This window comes from Nonomuraea purpurea (genome assembly GCF_042650645.1).
Taxonomy (GTDB): domain Bacteria; phylum Actinomycetota; class Actinomycetes; order Streptosporangiales; family Streptosporangiaceae; genus Nonomuraea; species Nonomuraea purpurea.
The window spans coordinates 125,249-139,165 of record NZ_JBHSBI010000007.1; the positions used below are offsets into that span (position 1 = coordinate 125,249).

General features: G+C 70.1%; 12 protein-coding genes. 8 read left to right on the plus strand and 4 right to left on the minus strand.

What is annotated here, in order from left to right; genetic code table 11:
* Nucleotides 1-3: 3 nt before the first annotated feature.
* Nucleotides 4-1,005, plus strand: a complete 1,002-nt coding sequence (locus ACFOY2_RS15930) for an Lrp/AsnC family transcriptional regulator (protein ID WP_379528789.1) — start codon at nucleotides 4-6, stop codon at nucleotides 1,003-1,005.
* Here the strand turns inward: ACFOY2_RS15930 and ACFOY2_RS15935 are convergent.
* Complete coding sequence (locus tag ACFOY2_RS15935; RefSeq protein WP_379528790.1) at nucleotides 993-2,354, minus strand: phenylacetate--CoA ligase family protein; 1,362 nt, start codon at nucleotides 2,352-2,354, stop codon at nucleotides 993-995. The genes ACFOY2_RS15930 and ACFOY2_RS15935 overlap by 13 nt on opposite strands.
* 52 nt (nucleotides 2,355-2,406) lie before the next feature.
* Nucleotides 2,407-2,907 carry a DUF302 domain-containing protein gene (locus ACFOY2_RS15940; RefSeq protein ID WP_379528791.1) on the minus strand — a complete coding sequence of 167 codons (501 nt, stop codon included), beginning with the start codon at nucleotides 2,905-2,907 and terminating at the stop codon, nucleotides 2,407-2,409.
* 177 nt (nucleotides 2,908-3,084) lie between these two features.
* Between ACFOY2_RS15940 and ACFOY2_RS15945 the strand changes: the two genes are divergently transcribed.
* Nucleotides 3,085-3,597 carry a SigE family RNA polymerase sigma factor gene (locus tag ACFOY2_RS15945; protein ID WP_379528792.1) on the plus strand — a complete coding sequence of 171 codons (513 nt, stop codon included), beginning with the start codon at nucleotides 3,085-3,087 and terminating at the stop codon, nucleotides 3,595-3,597.
* A complete protein-coding gene (mltG, locus tag ACFOY2_RS15950; protein WP_379528793.1) occupies nucleotides 3,594-4,508 on the plus strand; it encodes an endolytic transglycosylase MltG in 915 nt (304 codons plus the stop codon). The genes ACFOY2_RS15945 and mltG overlap by 4 nt, the downstream gene beginning before the upstream one ends.
* 10 nt (nucleotides 4,509-4,518) lie before the next feature.
* Here mltG and ACFOY2_RS15955 read toward each other — a convergent pair whose 3' ends face one another.
* Both ACFOY2_RS15955 and ACFOY2_RS15960 read right to left on the minus strand, forming a co-directional pair.
* Entirely contained in the window at nucleotides 4,519-5,190 is a 672-nt protein-coding gene (locus tag ACFOY2_RS15955) for a response regulator (RefSeq protein WP_379528794.1), read from the minus strand.
* A complete protein-coding gene (locus ACFOY2_RS15960) occupies nucleotides 5,187-6,731 on the minus strand; it encodes a sensor histidine kinase (RefSeq protein WP_379528795.1) in 1,545 nt (514 codons plus the stop codon). The genes ACFOY2_RS15955 and ACFOY2_RS15960 overlap by 4 nt, the downstream gene beginning before the upstream one ends.
* Nucleotides 6,732-6,906: 175 nt before the next feature.
* Here ACFOY2_RS15960 and lon point away from each other — a divergent pair, with 175 nt between their 5' ends.
* From lon to ACFOY2_RS15985, 5 genes are all read left to right on the plus strand, one after another.
* Nucleotides 6,907-9,264, plus strand: a complete 2,358-nt coding sequence (gene lon, locus ACFOY2_RS15965; protein WP_379528796.1) for an endopeptidase La — start codon at nucleotides 6,907-6,909, stop codon at nucleotides 9,262-9,264.
* A 357-nt stretch (nucleotides 9,265-9,621) separates the two neighbouring features.
* Entirely contained in the window at nucleotides 9,622-10,575 is a 954-nt protein-coding gene (locus ACFOY2_RS15970; RefSeq protein ID WP_379528797.1) for a methionine ABC transporter ATP-binding protein, read from the plus strand.
* Entirely contained in the window at nucleotides 10,572-11,228 is a 657-nt protein-coding gene (locus ACFOY2_RS15975) for a methionine ABC transporter permease (RefSeq protein ID WP_379528798.1), read from the plus strand. The genes ACFOY2_RS15970 and ACFOY2_RS15975 overlap by 4 nt, the downstream gene beginning before the upstream one ends.
* Before the next feature lie 9 nt (nucleotides 11,229-11,237).
* Nucleotides 11,238-12,059: a MetQ/NlpA family ABC transporter substrate-binding protein gene (locus ACFOY2_RS15980; RefSeq protein WP_379528799.1), complete on the plus strand. Its 822-nt coding sequence runs from the start codon at nucleotides 11,238-11,240 to the stop codon at nucleotides 12,057-12,059.
* A gap of 54 nt (nucleotides 12,060-12,113) precedes the next feature.
* A complete protein-coding gene (locus ACFOY2_RS15985; protein WP_379528800.1) occupies nucleotides 12,114-13,649 on the plus strand; it encodes an AMP-binding protein in 1,536 nt (511 codons plus the stop codon).
* Nucleotides 13,650-13,917: the final 268 nt, after the last annotated feature.

A 13,917-nucleotide genomic window follows, 5' to 3' on the forward strand; every position in this document is an offset into this window, starting at 1 on the left:
CCGATGGAAGATCTCGACGACCTCGACAGGAAGATCCTCGCCGCGCTCCACGTGAACGGCAGGGCGAGCTGGACCGACATCGCCCAGTTGCTCGGCATCTCCACCACCACCGTGGCGCGGCGGGCCCAGCACCTGTTCGCCGCCGGCCTGGCCCGGGTGGCGGTGCTGCCGCACCTGGAGCACGACGGGCCCGTGCACGTGTTCATCGTCCGGCTGGCCTGCGCGCCCGGCAGCCAGCTCAAGGTCGCCGGGCTGCTGGCCAAGAACCCCGACATCCGCTACGTCTCCATCGTCACCGGCGGCTACGACATCGTCTTCGAGCTGGTCGCGCCCAAGGACCGCGACCTGTACTCGATTCTGGTGGAGTTCGTGCACGCCATCCCCGGCACCCAGCAGAGCGTCGCCGACCTGGTGCTGCACACCTACAAGACCAGCTACGACTGGAGCGTTCCGGTGGTGGGGGAGCAGGCGGTGCCGTTCGCGCTGAAGCCGCCCCTGCACACCTGCGAGCGCGCGCACCTCGACGACGTCGACCGCGCGGTGCTGGCCGCGATGCGCGAGGACGGGCGGGCCGGCTTCCAGTCGGTCGGCAACCGGCTGGGCATCAGCGAGAGCACGGCCAGGCGGCGCTTCGAGGCCATGGTGGAGCGCGGCTGCGCCACCGTGGCCACCTTCATCCCGGCCGCCGCGCTCGGCTACGAGGCCGAGTTGCTGTTCTGGCTGTCGGTCGAGCCCAGCATGCAGGACGGCGTCGCCGAACGGCTGGCGGGCGAGCGCGGCGTCCGGATGATCGCCTCCCTGCTGGGCCAGACGTCGCTGATCTGCGAGGTGATCGTGCCGACCACGGCCGACATCCACCACTTCACCTCACGAACGCTGGCCTCCGTGCCCGGCGTCCAGTCGTGGACGGCGGGCGTGCAGGTACTGACGGTCAAACGCGGCTTCCTCATGGTGCCGTGGGCGGAGAGCAGGATCGCCGAAGCGCTGGCCGGTCAACGCGTGTAACGGTGTTTGGCCCCCGGCGGGAAGTATTCGGGGTCGCCGGCCTCCCGCAGCCTGACGACCGGGGCCTGCTGGGCGGCCGGCACATAGTTGGCGAACTCGCTGTTCAGCCGCAGGAGCTGGGCCAGAACCGACGCGCCGACCGCCGAGGCCGTCTCGTCGGAGGGCTTCTCGCCCGGCATCAGCTCCACCGTCACCGTCAGCTGCCGGTCGCGCCGCTCGTCCTCGGCCACCTCCAGCACGAACTTGCCCGTCACCGCGCCGCTCACCTCCGGCTGCTCCAGGCCGACCGCGATGTTCTCCGGGTAGACGTTGGCCCCGTAGTAGGACACGGTGAAGTGGCTGCGCCCGAACACATAGACGAACGGCCGCTCCGGTCCCCGCGACTCGGGCTCGAAGCCGTGCTCGCGCACGAGGGCCAGCATGCGCTCGTAAGGGATCACGCCGCCCTCGTCGGCGATGTGGTAGCGGACCAGCGGGACGCCGTTGTCGCCCGAGAACAGCAGCGTGCCCTCGTGCTCCTCGAAGAAACGCACCCCTGGGTCGTACTGCAGCAGGCTCGGCAGCCGCGACTCTCCGAACAGCGCCCTGGCCGTGTCCGGGTGGGCCGACAGGAACCGGCGGATCTCGACCGACAGCGGAGTCTCGTTGCCCAGGACGCCCGCGTCGGCGGTGCCGTACAGGGAGGCGATGCCCCTGACCGGGTCGGCGATCCCGGCCCGCCGCGCCACCAGGGCCCGCCACTCCTCGCTGAACACCTCACCCGCCGTGACCAGCTTGACGTCCCAGTCGGCCCAGGGCAGGTCCTCGGTGTCGATGACGTTCTTCAGGAACGGCGGATAACCCAGCAGCACCACCTGGTCGAAGTACGGGGCCAGCTCAGGCAGCACGCGCCTGATCTCGCGCCGGTCGGTGCCCGGGGCCACCACCGTGATCGGGTAGCCGCGCTCGGCCAGGTGGCGGCAGCAGTTGACGGTGAACAGCCCGCCCACCCAGGTGCCGAGGGCGAAGCAGACGACGGCCAGGGTGCGCCGCTCGCGGGCGGCGAAGGAGTCGCGGAAGACCTCCTCGAAGCGGGCGGCGATGACGCGTTCGTCATCGGCCGAACGCGGCCAGAACGACGGCGTCCCTGTGGAGCCGGAGGAGACCGCGATCATGTCGCCGATCACGCCGTCGCGGCACAGGTCGGGGAGGGGGTGACGGCGGGTGTAGGTGTCCTTGGACGTCATCGGCACCCGCCCGAAATCCTTCAACGTCCTGATTTCAGCTGGATCGAGGTGATTTTCCGCCAGAAACGCCCTGTAGGCGGGCACGGTCGCCGCCACCTGATGAAAGAGCTCAACGGGTTCCACCAGCCGACTGTACGGCGATCACCCGCCGAACGCACCCGCTCGGACCCCGGAATCACCATGGGCTCTCAACGCCCAGGGCCACCAGGAGGGCGGAGACCTTCTCGTCCAGTTCGTGGCCCACCGCTGTGATGGCTGGGTCGTGGAAACTGGCGAAGAGCGTGCTGGGCTGGTCGATGACGAAGACGGCCTGGCCGGACACGTCGGCCTGGATGACCACGCGGAGAGGGGCGTAGAGCATCACCGACGGGTCGTGGCGGTACATGCGTTCGGCGATGACATGATTGCCCATCAGGTAGACCACGCACTCCCCGGTGGCTCCGGATGCGGCCATGAACGGTGATATGTCCAGGCTCTGGTAGCGCAGGAACTCGTGTGGCGCCTCCTGGCTCATGAGCCGGACCACGGCGTCCCAGGTGTCGAGCTTGAAGAAGCGGGCCGGGTCGACGGCGGGGACCATGTGCTCGAAGTTGCGGACCGCCTCGTCGTACGGCCGGTAGAGAGGGACGGTGCTCCGTCGGGCCGTGTATGTGCTGGTCGCCGCAGTGTTCGTCATGGTTGTGAGCGTTCCCTGACACGTCCGAGTCGCACCTGGTCGGCCTGCCCTGTTGGATCTGACCCGCCGCCTTGTCGGGTTCCGACGCGACACCCCCGCGCCTGACATTCTTCTGGTTTCCGGCATAGTTCCGTGCCCCCCGCTCGTCCTTGGTGGGTGACATCAAGAGGAGGACGGGTGGATCCAGGCTTTGAGGCGGCTCTGCGGCAGTTCGTCATCGACAGGTCGGGCGCGCTGTTCCGCACCGCTTACCTGCTGACCGGCGACAGGCACGCCGCCGAGGACCTCGTCCAGTCGGCCCTGGCGAAGACGGCCGCGCGGTGGCGCGGCCTGCGCGACCCCGAGGCCATCGAGGGATATGTCCGCCGCACCATGTACCACGAACAGGTGAGCTGGTGGCGCCGCCGGTCGCGGGTCGTGGAGGTGAGCACACAGGAGCGGCTCGACCGGGCCGACGACGGGCACGCCGAGGCGGCGGACCTGCGCGTGACCATGCGGGCGGCGCTGTCCCGGCTGACGCCCCGGCAGCGGACCATGCTCGTCCTGCGCTACTTCGAGGACAAGTCGGAGACCGAGATCGCGCGCCTGCTGGGCGTGCGGGTGGGCTCGGTCCGCAGCCAGATCTACCGATCGCTGGAGCGGCTGAAGACGTCCGCCCCCGAACTGAGCACTGTGAGGGAGTTCCGTTGAACGTTGAGAACCTGCTGCGTGAGACCCTCGCCGACATGGCGGACGAGCAGGTGCCGCCGCCCCCGGCCCGCTTCCTCGCGCACCGTCCTGCCAGCCGGAGGGGCACCGCCCTGGCGGCCGCGGTCACCGTCGTCGCCCTGGCGATGGGCGGCACGATCGCCGTCAAAACCCTCTCGCCCGAGGCGGGCCGGCCGCAGGCACCCGTGGCCGCGCGTCCCGAGCCGCAGCGGATGCACCAGGTGACCACCGATGGGGGATGGCGGGTCACCCGCCTGTTCGACAGCCTCTCCCGGGTGACCGGCCAGCCTGCGGACTCGTTCGCGCGGGCCGCCGAGGACGGCCGGGCACTGGGCCTGCCTCCGTACGCCAAGGGCAGGCTGGAGGGCTTCGCCTATCCCGGCACGTACAGGTTCGCCGACTCCGCCACCCCCGCCGAGATCCTGACCGGGATGGTGGCCCGCTTCCGTGAGACGGCGGACGAGCTCGGCCTGGCCTCCCGACGCGCCCCCAGGGACGTCGTCATCATCGCCAGCCTCGTCCAGGCCGAGTCGCCCACCGAGGCCGACATGCCGAAGGTGGCCCGCGTCATCCACAACCGCCTGGCCCGCGGCTTGCAGCTGAAACTCGACAGCCCCCTTCTCTACGGCCTCGGCAGGAACGGTGGCTCCATCACGTCTGAGGACACCATGCGGCGTTCGCCGTACAACACCTACCGCCATCGCGGCCTGCCTCCGGGGCCCATCTCCAACCCCGGTGAGGCCGCGCTCAAGGCCGCCCTCCACCCGGCCGAGGGCTCCTGGCTCTATTTCGTGCTCACCGACCAGAAGACCGGCACCTTGGGGTTCGCCACGTCCGACAAGGAGTACTCCGAGCTCATCAGGCGCGTGGCACGGACGCGGTTGTCCGGTTAGGGCGTCGCACTCACCCTCCCGGGCGCACCAGCCCCGTCTCGTACGCGAAGACGATCGCTTGGGCCCGGTCGCGCAACCTCAGCTTCATCAGCACCCGCCCGACATGTGTCTTGACCGTCTGCTCGGCCACGAACAGCTTCTCCGCGATCTCCTGGTTGGACAGCGCCTGGGCGACCAGCAGGAACACCTCCATCTCCCGCTCGGTCAGCTCGCCCAGGTCGTTCGGCCGCCGGTGGCCGGGCGAGCGGCCCCCGGGCAGCCGGGTGAACTCGGCGATCAGCCGCTTGGTGACGGTCGGGGCGAGCAGCGCCTCCCCGGCCGCGACCACCCGCACCGCCTCGGCGAGTTGCGTGGCGGAGGCGTCCTTGAGCAGGAACCCGCTGGCCCCCGCCCGCAACGCCGCGTAGACGTAGTCGTCGAGGTCGAACGTCGTCAGGATGAGCACCTTCGGCGCCGCCGCCCCGCCGCGGGACACCAGCTCCCCGGTCGCCTCCAGGCCGTTCATGACCGGCATGCGCACGTCCATGAGCACCACGTCGGGCCTCAGTTCCGCGGCCCGCTCGATCGCCTGCCGCCCGTCGGCCGCCTCGCCCACGACCTCGATGTCGGGCTGGGCGCTCAGGAACACCGTGAACCCCGTGCGCACCATCCCCTGGTCGTCGGCGATCAGAACTCGGATCATGACACACTCTCCTGGTCGGGGATGGGCAGCGTCGCGCGGATCTCGAAGCCCCCGTCGGAGCTCGGGCCGGCTTCCAGCGCGCCGCCGAGCAGTGCCGCCCGCTCACGCATCCCCACCAGCCCCTGACCGGCCCCCCGCGTCTCGGTGGCTCCGTTCGCCGGTCCGCCGGTCGGCGCGGTGCCGGGGCCGTTGGCGACCCACACCCTGATCGTGTCGCTGTCGCGTGAAATGTCCACCGCGACGGTCGCGCCGGGGGCGTGCCGCATCGCGTTGCTCAGCGACTCCTGCACGATCCGGTACGCCGACAGTCCCACGGCCGGAGGCAGCCCGTCGAGCTCGCCCGCCCGCCTGACCAGCACGGCCAGCCCGGCGGCGCGGGCGTTGGCGACCAGCTCGTCGATCCTGTCGAACCCGGGCTGCGGCGCGGTGTCGGTCCTGCCGTCCTGGTCGCGCAGCACGCCCAGAACGTTGCGCAGCTCCGCGATGGCCTCAAGCGACAGCCCGCGGATCTCCGCCAGCCCCGCCTCGAGCTGCGCCGGATCACCCGCCGCCTTCAACGGCACCGCCTCGGCCTGGATCGCGATCACCGACATGTGGTGCGCCACCACGTCGTGCAGCTCCCTGGCGATCCTGGCCCGCTCCGCCAGCGCCGCCTGCGCGCCCTCGGCCTCCCGCGTCCGCCGTTCCTCCCGGGCCAGCTTGGCCGTGGCGGTGCGGCGTGTCCGGACGTTGTAGCCGAACAGGACGACCACCGACACGATGACCGAGACGAGCGCCATCGAATTGGGGTGGACGATCCAGGCGGTCAGGACCGTGATGATCCAGACCGCCAGCGTGATCCGCCGATCGCAGCGGACGGCGACGGAGTACAGGACCAGCAGGTACATGACTACGACGGGAACGAGGTACGGGGGGCCGTTGCCACTGCGGCCGACCGTCACGGCCACCCAGATGGTGACCGGAGCCAGCACAGCCGCCACCCGCCATGCGGCCAGTGGCCACCGGTCGCGCAGCGCCACCGGCAGGCCCGCGGCCAGGGCGGTGAGATAGGCGAAACCCTCCCCGATCTGCCGGCTGCCCGCTTCGGCGTTCCAGTCGAGCACCATGCTCAGCGTCGTGCCGAACAACACATACGCCAGGATCAGCTCGGCGATCTGGACCAGGTTGATCGTCCCAAGCCACGGCAGCGCCACCGGTATCGACAGGCGCCGGGACGCGGGCGGCGTGTCAGCGTCCCCCTGGAACAACGCCAACTGGAACGGCCGGACGACGAGCGCCCCCACTTCCCGCATCCGCCCAAACCCACCACGGAGCCGGCCCCCCACTTCAGGGACGCTGACACGCCGGTGCGGGGCCGCATCGTCGGGCTTGTCCGACTGTGGTCCTGCGGTTTCGGCGGGCCCCGGCTCGCCGGGTGAGGCCGGGAGGGTCAAAAGGGGTGTGGTCTGGACCAAGAGGACGTCGGCGGGGGACTCGGGCGGGCTGGGGCGGCGTCCGGAGATCCGGCGGCCGAACCGGCGGATGCGCTGGACGGAGATCACCTGCTCAACCTTACGTTCGCCCGCCCACCCCGGCGTCACCCCAGGGTTTGATTCCCCATCACCTCCAGGTATCGCTTACATCATTACGATCGCCCTGAGCGAACATCGGCAAGCTTGGGAACAATGCCGGGCTCCGATGAATTGAGTCGGTATAACTCAACCCTTTGGAGTTCGCATGAGTGAGAGCTTGATCCTCCCGGTCCTGCCGCTGGACGACGAGGTCGTCCTGCCGGGCATGGTGGTTCCGCTGGACCTGTCCGACTCCGAGGTGCGTGCCGCCATCGAGGCCGCCCGTGCATCTGGTGGCAACAAGCCGCAGGTCCTCCTCGTTCCCCGGATCGACGGCCGTTACGGCGCGATCGGCGTCCAGGCCGTTGTCGAGCAGGTCGGGAGGCTGCCGGGCGGCGAGCCGGCCGCCGTGGTGCGCGGCGTCGACCGCGTCCGCGTGGGCACGGGCACGACCGGCCCCGGCGCCGCACTGTGGGTCGAGGCCGACACGATCGACGCCGTCCCCGCCGGTGAGCGCGCCCAGGAACTGGCCAAGGAGTACAAGGCCCTGGCCACCACGATCCTGCAGAAGCGCGGCGCCTGGCAGGTGGTCGACCAGGTCAGCCAGATCGACGACCCGTCGGTGCTGGCCGACAGCTCCGGCTACACCCCCTGGCTGACCACGGTGCAGAAGGTCGAGCTGCTGGAGGCGGCCGACCCCGCCGACCGGCTGGCCAAGCTGATCGAATGGTCCCGTGAGCACCTCGCCGAGCTCGACGTCGCCGAGACGATCCGCAAGGACGTGCAGGAGGGCATGGACAAGCAGCAGCGGGAGTTCCTGCTGCGCCAGCAGCTCGCCGCCGTCCGCAAGGAGCTCAAGGAACTCAACGGCGACACCGAGACGGAGGAAGAGGACTACCAGGCCCGCGTGGAGGCCGCCGACCTGCCCGAGAAGGTGCGCGAGGCCGCGCTCAAGGAGGTCGGCAAGCTGGAGCGCACCCCCGACCAGTCTCCCGAGACCGGCTGGATCCGCACCTGGCTCGACACGGTGCTCGACATCCCCTGGAACACCCGCACCGAGGACAACTACGACATCACCGGCGCGCGGGCCGTGCTCGACGCCGACCACACGGGCCTGAGCGACGTCAAGGACCGCATCATCGAGCACCTGGCCGTGCGCAAGCGCCGCCAGGACAAGGGCCTCGGCGTGGTGGGGGGCCGCCGCAGCGGCGCCGTGCTCGCCCTGGCGGGCCCTCCCGGAGTCGGCAAGACCTCGCTGGGCGAGTCCGTGGCGCGCGCGATGGGCCGCAAGTTCGTCCGCGTGGCGCTCGGCGGCGTCCGTGACGAGGCCGAGATCCGGGGTCACCGGCGCACGTACGTCGGCGCGCTGCCCGGCCGTGTCGTCCGCGCCATCCGCGAGGCCGGATCCATGAACCCGGTCGTCCTGCTCGACGAGATCGACAAGGTCGGCGCCGACTACCGAGGCGACCCCACGGCCGCCCTGCTGGAGGTGCTCGACCCGGCCCAGAACCACACGTTCCGCGACCACTACCTCGAGGTCGAGCTGGACCTGTCCGACGTGCTGTTCCTGGCCACGGCCAACGTCCTGGAGTCGATCCCCGGGCCGCTGCTCGACCGGATGGAGATCGTCACCCTCGACGGCTACACCGAGGACGAGAAGGTCGCCATCGCCCGCGACCACCTGCTGCCCAGGCAGCTTGAGCTGGCCGGGCTGACGGCCGAGGAGGTCGCGGTCGAGGACGACGCGCTGCGCAAGCTGGCCGCCGAGTACACCCGCGAGGCCGGCGTCCGCTCGCTGGAGCGGGCGGTCGCCCGGATCCTGCGCAAGGTGGCGGCCAAGGGCGAGCTGCCCGTCACGGTCGGCGAGGCCGGTCTGACCGACTACATCGGACGGCCGAGGTTCGTGCCGGAGTCGTCGCTGCCCGAGACCGCCCAGCGCACCTCGGTGCCGGGCGTGGCCACGGGCCTGGCGGTCACCGGGGCGGGGGGCGACGTGCTGTACGTGGAGGCGTCGCTGGCCGACCCGGAGACCGGCGAGACGGGGCTCACGCTGACCGGCCAGCTCGGCGAGGTGATGAAGGAGTCGGGCCGGATCGCCCTGTCCTACCTGCGCTCGCACGGCGCGGAGCTGGAGCTGCCGGTCACCGCGCTGAAGGACCGCTCGGTGCACGTCCACTTCCCCGCGGGCGCCGTGCCCAAGGACGGCCCCTCGGCCGGTGTGACGCTGACCACCGCGCTGGCCTCGCTCCTGTCCGGCCGCCTGGTCCGCAGCGACGTGGCCATGACCGGCGAGATCTCCCTGACCGGGCGGGTCCTGCCGATCGGCGGCGTCAAGCAGAAGCTGCTGGCCGCGCACCGCGCGGGCATCACCACCGTCCTCATCCCGGCCCGCAACGAGCCCGACCTGGACGACGTGCCCGAGGAGGTCAGGAACGAGCTGACCATCCACCCGGTCAGCGACGTGCGCGAGGTCCTCGACATCGCGCTGACCCCGGCCCAGGTCGCCTCCACGGTCGCCGCCTGACCACCGGACCACCCCGCCGCGACCCGGCGGGGCGGTCCCATTCCGTGACACAGATCACGAAACAGACCGGGAATAGGGGGATTCACACCACCGTTAGCAACGGCGTGAACGAGGCATACGCAAACGATTCGAGCGCCCCCACCGGCGCCGCGTGTTGTCGTATGGGGCGAATGCCGATCTGAGCCAGAAGTCCGCCCGTCCCCCTCGAAGGCCGTCATGATCGCACCTGGTTTCGTGCTGCGCAGGCTGTGTCACCTGCCCTTCCACCCCGGCACCCGCTAAGGCCCCCCGCTCCGCTGTCGTGATGTACGTTCGCGCGGCCCGGCGCCGGGCCGCTCTCAGCCGTGGGGACATTCCATGATCCAGGCATCAGGCCTGCGCAAACAGTACGGCCGCACCGTCGCGCTGGACGGCGTCGACCTGCATGTGCGCGAAGGCGAGATCTTCGGCGTGCTCGGCCAGAGCGGCGCCGGCAAGAGCACGCTCCTGCGCTGCGTCAACCTGCTCGAACGCCCCACCGAGGGCACCGTCACCGTCGCCGGGCAGGACCTGACCGCGCTGCGCAGCGCCGAACTGAACCGCGCCAGGCAGCGCATCGGCATGATCCACCAGCACTTCGCGCTGCTGTCCTCGCGCACGGTCGCGGGCAACGTCGCCTTCCCGCTGGAGGTCATGGGCGTGGCCAAGGCCGAGCGCGAACGCCGCGTCGGCGAACTGCTCGAACTGGTCGGGCTCGAAGGCCGGGGCAAGGACCGGCCGAACCAGCTCTCCGGCGGCCAGAAGCAGCGCGTCGGCATCGCCAGGGCGCTGGCGGGCTCACCGTCCGTCCTGCTGTCCGACGAGGCCACCTCGGCGCTCGACCCGGCCACCACCCAGTCGATCCTGGCGCTGCTCAAGCGGCTCAACACCGAGCTCGGCCTGACGATCCTGCTCATCACCCACGAGATGAACGTCGTCAAGAGCGTCTGCGACTCCGTCGCCATCATGGCCGAGGGGCGCATCGAGGAGTCCGGGACCATCGCCGACCTCATCAGGACCCCCGGCTCCCGCCTCACCAGGGAGATCTTCCCGCTGCCCGAGCCTGCCCCGGCGGGCTCGGTGACGCTGACGTTCACCGGCGACCCCCGGCAGCCGGTGGTCTCGGAGGTGGTCCGCAAGTTCGACGTGGACCTGAGCATCCTGGGCGGCTCCATCGAGGACCTCGCGGGCGGCTCCGTCGGCCGTCTGCGGGTCGCCCTGACCGGCGCCGACACCGGGGCGGCCCTGGCGTACCTGCGTGACACCGGCCTGATCGTGGAGGTGCCCAAGTGACCTGGGAAGAGATGGTGCCGCTGCTGTGGCCGGCGACGCTGGAGACCGCGCAGATGGTCGGCTGGTCGACGCTGTTCACCGCGCTGCTCGGGCTGCCGCTCGGCGTGGCGCTCGTGGTGTTCGACCGGGGCGGGCTGCTGCCGATCCCGGCGCTGAAGTCGGCGCTCGGGTTCGTGGTCAACATCGGGCGGTCGTTGCCGTTCATCGTGCTGATGATCGCGATCATCCCGTTCACCCGGCTCGTCGTCGGAACCACCATCGGGACCGCCGCGTTCGTGGTGCCGCTCACCGCCGGCGCGGTGCCGTTCTTCGCCCGGCTGGTCGAGACCGCGCTCAGGGAGGTCGGCGCGGACGTCGTGCAGGCCGCCCAGGCCATGGGCGCGAGCCGGGCCGCCATCGTCCGCAAGGTCCTGCTGCCCGAGGCCCTGCCCGGCCTGGTCGCGGGGCTGACCGTCACCGTCGTCGCGCTCATCGGCTACTCCGCCATGGCCGGCACGCTCGGCGGGGGCGGCCTGGGCGACCTGGCCGTCCGGTACGGCTACCAGCGGTTCGAGACGCTGCTGATGATCGTGACGGTCGTGCTGCTCATCGTCATCGTGCAACTCCTGCAGAGCCTGGGCGACTGGGTCGCTCGGCGCCTATCGCATAAGTAAGGAAAAATCATGAAAATCAGCCGCATTGTGGGTGCTGCCGCGCTGGCTCTGTCGCTCGCCGCATGTGGAATGTCGCAGTCCGCGACCGATACGGCCGAGTCCGCCGACTCCGTGCTGAAGGTGGGCGTCAGCCCCGTGCCGCACGGCGAGATCCTCGACTTCGTCAAGCAGAACCTGGCCCCGGCCGCCGGGCTCAAGCTGGAGGTCGTGGAGTTCACCGACTACGTGCAGCCCAACACGCAGCTCGACGAGGGCCGCCTGGGCGCGAACTATTTCCAGCACAAGCCCTACCTCGACGACTTCAACTCCTCCAAGGGCACGAAGTTGTCGTTCGTCACACCGGTCCACCTGGAGCCGCTGGGCCTGTACTCCAAGAAGATCACCGCTGCTTCCGCGCTGGCCTCCGGCGCCACCGTGGCCGTGCCCAACGACGCCACCAATCTCGGCCGCGCGCTCAAGCTGCTCGCCGACAACGGCCTGATCACCCTCAAGGACGGCGTGGGCACCGCCGCCACCGAACGCGACGTGACCCAGAACCCGAAGAACCTGCAGTTCAAGCCGCTCGAAGCGGCGCAGCTGCCGCGTTCGCTGGAGGACGTCGACGCCGCGGTGATCAACGGAAACTACGCCATCGAGGCCGGGCTCAAGCCCGCCTCGCAGGCGCTGGTGCTGGAGAAGACCGAGGGCAACCCGTACGTCAACGGCCTCGTCGTCCAGGCAGGCCACGAGAAGGACGCGAACATCGTCACCCTGGGCAAACTCCTGCAGGACCAGAAGGTCAAGGACTTCATCAAGCAGAAGTACCAGGGGTCGGTCATCCCCGGCGAATGACATGATCGGCCGGCACGCTGGCGTGCCGGCCGATCACCCGAATACTGTTCTAATATGCATCCGGGAGCCATCGCAGCAGTCACCCCCGACAAGCCCGCTGTGATCATGGCGGGCTCCGGACAGGTCGTCACCTACCGTGAGCTGGACGAGGAGTCGAACCGGCTGGCCCATCTCTTCCGCGCCGCCGGGCTGCGGCCGGGCGACCACGTGGCCTTCATGCTGGCCAACCACCCCCACTTCCTGACCGTGGCCTGGGCCGCCTACCGCTCCGGCCTGTACTTCACGCCGATCAGTTCGCGGCTGCAGACCGACGAACTTGCCTACATCGTCGCCAACTGCGGCGCCCGGGTCTTCCTGGCCAGCGCGGACCTGGCCGGCGTCGCCACCTCGATCACCGAAGCCACGCCCGGCGTCGAACTGCGGCTCATGCTGGGCGGCACGGCCGAAGGCTTCGTCTCCTACGAGGAGGCGGTCGCCGGCCACCCGGTCACCCCCGTCGAGGACGAGTGCCAGGGCCTGGACATGCTCTACTCCTCCGGCACCACCGGCCGCCCCAAGGGCGTCAAGCTGCCCGCGGCGCACGGGCCGCTGGAGGAGCCCGGCACGCTGTTCAGGCTCGTCCAGGCGCTGTTCGCGCCGTCGGCGGACAGCGTCTACCTCTCGCCCGCGCCCCTGTACCACGCCGCGCCGCTGCGCTACAGCCTGACCTTCCAGCAGATGGGGGCCACGGTGGTGGTGATGGAGCGCTTCGACCCGGAGACGTACCTGGAGGCGGTGGAGCGGTACCGGGTGACCCACTCGCAGCTCGTGCCGACGATGTTCATCAAACTTCTCAAACTCCCCGAGAAGACCCGGACGGCCTACGACCTGTCCTCGCTCACCTGCGCGATCCACGCCGCCGCCCCCTGCCCCGTCCCCGTCAAGGAGCAGATGATCGACTGGTGGGGCCCGATCATCCACGAGTACTACGCCGGCACCGAGGGCAACGGCTTCCTCTACGTCAACTCCCAGGACTGGCTCCTGCACAAGGGCACGGTCGGCCGCTCGCTGCTCGGCATCGTGCACATCTGCGACGAGGACGGCAACGACGTCCCGACGGGCGAGCACGGCACGATCTACTTCGAGAACGGCGGCCGTTTCGAGTACCACGGCGACCCCGGCAAGACCCGCTCGGCCCAGGACCCCAAAGGCCGGGGCTGGACCACGCTCGGCGACATCGGCCGTCTCGACGCCGACGGCTTCCTCTACCTCACCGACCGCCGCTCATACATGATCATCTCGGGTGGGGTGAACATCTACCCGCAGGAGGCCGAGAACGTGCTGTCGGTGCATCCGAAGGTGGCCGACGTGGCGGTGTTCGGGGTGCCGGACGAGGAGATGGGCGAGCAGGTCAAGGCCGTGGTCGAGCCGGTGTCCATGGCCGAGGCGGGGCCGGAGCTGGAGGCGGAGCTGATCGCGTACTGCCGCGAGCGCCTGGCCCACTACAAGTGCCCGAAATCGGTGGACTTCCGCGCGGGGCTGCCGCGCCACCCCACGGGCAAGCTCTACAAACGCCTGCTCAAGGAAGAATACTGGCCGACTGACGGCTGACTTTCGCCGCCGGCGTCTGCGCCGCATAGGCGGGTGTGTCGAGCGGGCGGATGAGCTCAAGAACGTCTGGCGGAAGCTACCCCTCCTGGCTGAGAAGAGCGCGCAAGCAGGGGAAGTAAGCGAGGAATCAGCACTTCGGCAGCTGCGGGCGAGGCGTCCCGCGAGGGTTACGGGGGTCGACGTGCCGATGGAGTTCCTCGTGCTCGCCGAGGCCGGGCGAAGCAATCCACGTGTCCGCTTTTGGACACGTCAACTCTGCATTTCTTGC